Annotated in this window: 1 rRNA gene; it reads right to left on the reverse strand. The window is 55.2% G+C overall.

What is annotated here, in order from left to right:
* Nucleotides 1–87: 87 nt before the first annotated feature.
* Nucleotides 88–3,222 (reverse strand): 23S ribosomal RNA (locus AB0I28_RS19615).
* Nucleotides 3,223–3,412 lie beyond the last annotated feature (190 nt).

Raw genomic sequence — 3,412 nt, forward strand, 5'->3', positions numbered from 1 at the left:
AAGTAAAGGGGTGTGCTTCTGTGTGTTGTTTCAGAAGAACATAGTGGGTGCGAGACAAATCATTGACGCTACTTACGCAGCGAGGGTTTTGTTAAGTCCTCGGCCTATTAGTACCGGTCAACTGAACACATTACTGTGCGTACATTTCCGGCCTATCAACCCAGTAGTCTAGCTGGGGGCCTTACTCCCTTGCGGGATGGGATACCTTATCTTGAAGCGAGTTTCCCGCTTAGATGCTTTCAGCGGTTATCTCTTCCGAACGTAGCCAACCAGCCGTGCCTTTGGCAAGACAACTGGCACACCAGAGGTTCGTCCGTCCCGGTCCTCTCGTACTAGGGACAGCCCTTCTCAAGTATCCTACGCGCACGGCGGATAGGGACCGAACTGTCTCACGACGTTCTAAACCCAGCTCGCGTGCCGCTTTAATGGGCGAACAGCCCAACCCTTGGGACCTACTCCAGCCCCAGGATGCGACGAGCCGACATCGAGGTGCCAAACCATCCCGTCGATATGGACTCTTGGGGAAGATCAGCCTGTTATCCCCGGGGTACCTTTTATCCGTTGAGCGACACCGCTTCCACTCGCAAGTGCCGGATCACTAGTCCCTGCTTTCGCACCTGCTTGACCCGTCGGTCTCACAGTCAAGCTCCCTTGTGTACTTACACTCAACACCTGATTGCCAACCAGGCTGAGGGAACCTTTGGGCGCCTCCGTTACATTTTGGGAGGCAACCGCCCCAGTTAAACTACCCACCAGGCACTGTCCCTGAACCGGATCACGGTCCGAGGTTAGATACCCAGAACAATCAGAGTGGTATTTCAAGATTGCCTCCACACTCACTAGCGTGAATGCTTCACAGGCTCCCACCTATCCTACACAAACTGTTCCAAGCACCAATACCAAGCTATAGTAAAGGTCCCGGGGTCTTTCCGTCCTGCCGCGCGTAACGAGCATCTTTACTCGTAATGCAATTTCGCCGGGCCTGTGGTTGAGACAGTGGGGAAGTCGTTACGCCATTCGTGCAGGTCGGAACTTACCCGACAAGGAATTTCGCTACCTTAGGATGGTTATAGTTACCACCGCCGTTTACTGGCGCTTAAGTTCTCCGCTTCGCTCCGAAAAGCTAACAGGTCCCCTTAACGTTCCAGCACCGGGCAGGCGTCAGTCCATATACATCGAATTACTTCTTCGCATGGACCTGTGTTTTTAGTAAACAGTCGCTTCCCCCTGGTCACTGCGACCCCAGCCAGCTCACGGAGCTAGTCCGGTCACCAGACAGGGTCCCCCTTCTCCCGAAGTTACGGGGGTAATTTGCCGAGTTCCTTAACCACAGTTCACCCGATCGCCTTAGTATTCTCTACCTGACCACCTGAGTCGGTTTGGGGTACGGGCCGCTCGAAACTCGCTAGAGGCTTTTCTCGGCAGCATGGGATCACTGGCTTCACCTCAATCGGTTACCCGTCACGTCTCACCCTCATGGGGCACGGATTTGCCTATGCCCCGGGCTACACGCTTAGCCCGGCTCTACCATTCACCGGGTCCAGCTACCCTCCTGCGTCACCCCATCGCTTGACTACTACCCCACAGGATCCCACCCGTCCACACACAACCACCACCCGAAGGCGACAGAAACATGCTTAGAGCGGTTAGCACATGAAGGTTCGTCATGGACGCTTCTTCGCGGGTACGGGAATATCAACCCGTTGTCCATCGACTACGCCTTTCGGCCTCGCCTTAGGTCCCGACTTACCCAGGGCGGATTAGCCTGGCCCTGGAACCCTTGGTCATCCGGCGGCAGGGTTTCTCACCCTGCTTTCGCTACTCATGCCTGCATTCTCACTCGCATGGCGTCCACGGCTAGGTCACCCTGCCGCTTCACTCGCCACACGACGCTCCCCTACCCATCCACACACCTAGACAAGACCCCGTAGGATCAAGCCGGGTTAATGTGTGAATGCCACAGCTTCGGCGGTGTACTTGAGCCCCGCTACATTATCGGCGCAGAACCACTTGACCAGTGAGCTATTACGCACTCTTTCAAGGGTGGCTGCTTCTAAGCCAACCTCCTGGTTGTCTGTGCAATCCCACATCCTTTTCCACTTAGTACACGCTTAGGGGCCTTAGCTGGTGATCTGGGCTGTTTCCCTCTCGACTACGGAGCTTATCCCCCGCAGTCTCACTGCCGCGCTCTCACTTACCGGCATTCGGAGTTTGACTGATTTCGGTAAGCTTGTGGGCCCCCTAGACCAATCAGTGCTCTACCTCCGGCAAGAAACACGCGACGCTGCACCTAAATGCATTTCGGGGAGAACCAGCTATCACGGAGTTTGATTGGCCTTTCACCCCTACCCACAGGTCATCCCCCAGCTTTTCAACGCTGGTGGGTTCGGTCCTCCACACGGTCTTACCCGCGCTTCAACCTGCCCATGGGTAGATCACTCCGCTTCGGGTCTAGAGCACGCGACTATATCGCCCTATTCAGACTCGCTTTCGCTACGGCTACCCTCCACAGGTTAACCTTGCCACGCACCACTAACTCGCAGGCTCATTCTTCAAAAGGCACGCCATCACCCACAGTTGACTGAACAACTCGCAGGCTCTAACGGATTGTAAGCGCATGGTTTCAGGTACTATTTCACTCCCCTCCCGGGGTACTTTTCACCTTTCCCTCACGGTACTAGTCCGCTATCGGTCACCAGGAAGTATTTAGGCTTACCAGGTGGTCCTGGCAGATTCACGGCAGATTTCAGGGGTCCGCCGCTACTTGGGAAATGCGATCTACAGGCGATGTGTTTTCACCTACCGGACTCTCACCGTCTACGGTCAGCCTTCCCAGACTGTTCGATTAACACACCACTTTCTTACTGTAGCCAACGTCGGTAGCCATTGGACACACATTCCCACAACCCCAATTGCGCAACCCCTACCAGGTATCACACGCAACCGGTTTAGCCTCATCCGCTTTCGCTCGCCACTACTCACGGAATCACTTTTGTTTTCTCTTCCTACGGGTACTGAGATGTTTCACTTCCCCGCGTTCCCTCCACACCACCTATACATTCAGTGGCGGGTGACACCATATGAATGGTGCCGGGTTTCCCCATTCGGACATCCTGGGATCACAGCTCGGTTGACAACTCCCCCAGGCCTTTCGCGGCCTCCCACGTCCTTCATCGGCTCCTGGTGCCAAGGCATCCACCATGCGCCCTTGACAACTTAACAAAAATTAGATGCTCGCACCCACTATGTACATCTCAAACAACACACACACCCCGCACACGAAGCAAACGAACCACTAGACCTCACGCGCTCGAAACCGAACGCCGAACCCGGCATGAACCAAGGCCCGAAACAAGGAAGGGTTATCGCTGCCCTCACGGGGGTGTCCCTCGACTACACACCAGACAGCCGA

It is taken from the genome of Phytomonospora sp. NPDC050363 (assembly GCF_040655735.1).
Classification (GTDB): Bacteria; Actinomycetota; Actinomycetes; order Mycobacteriales; family Micromonosporaceae; genus Phytomonospora.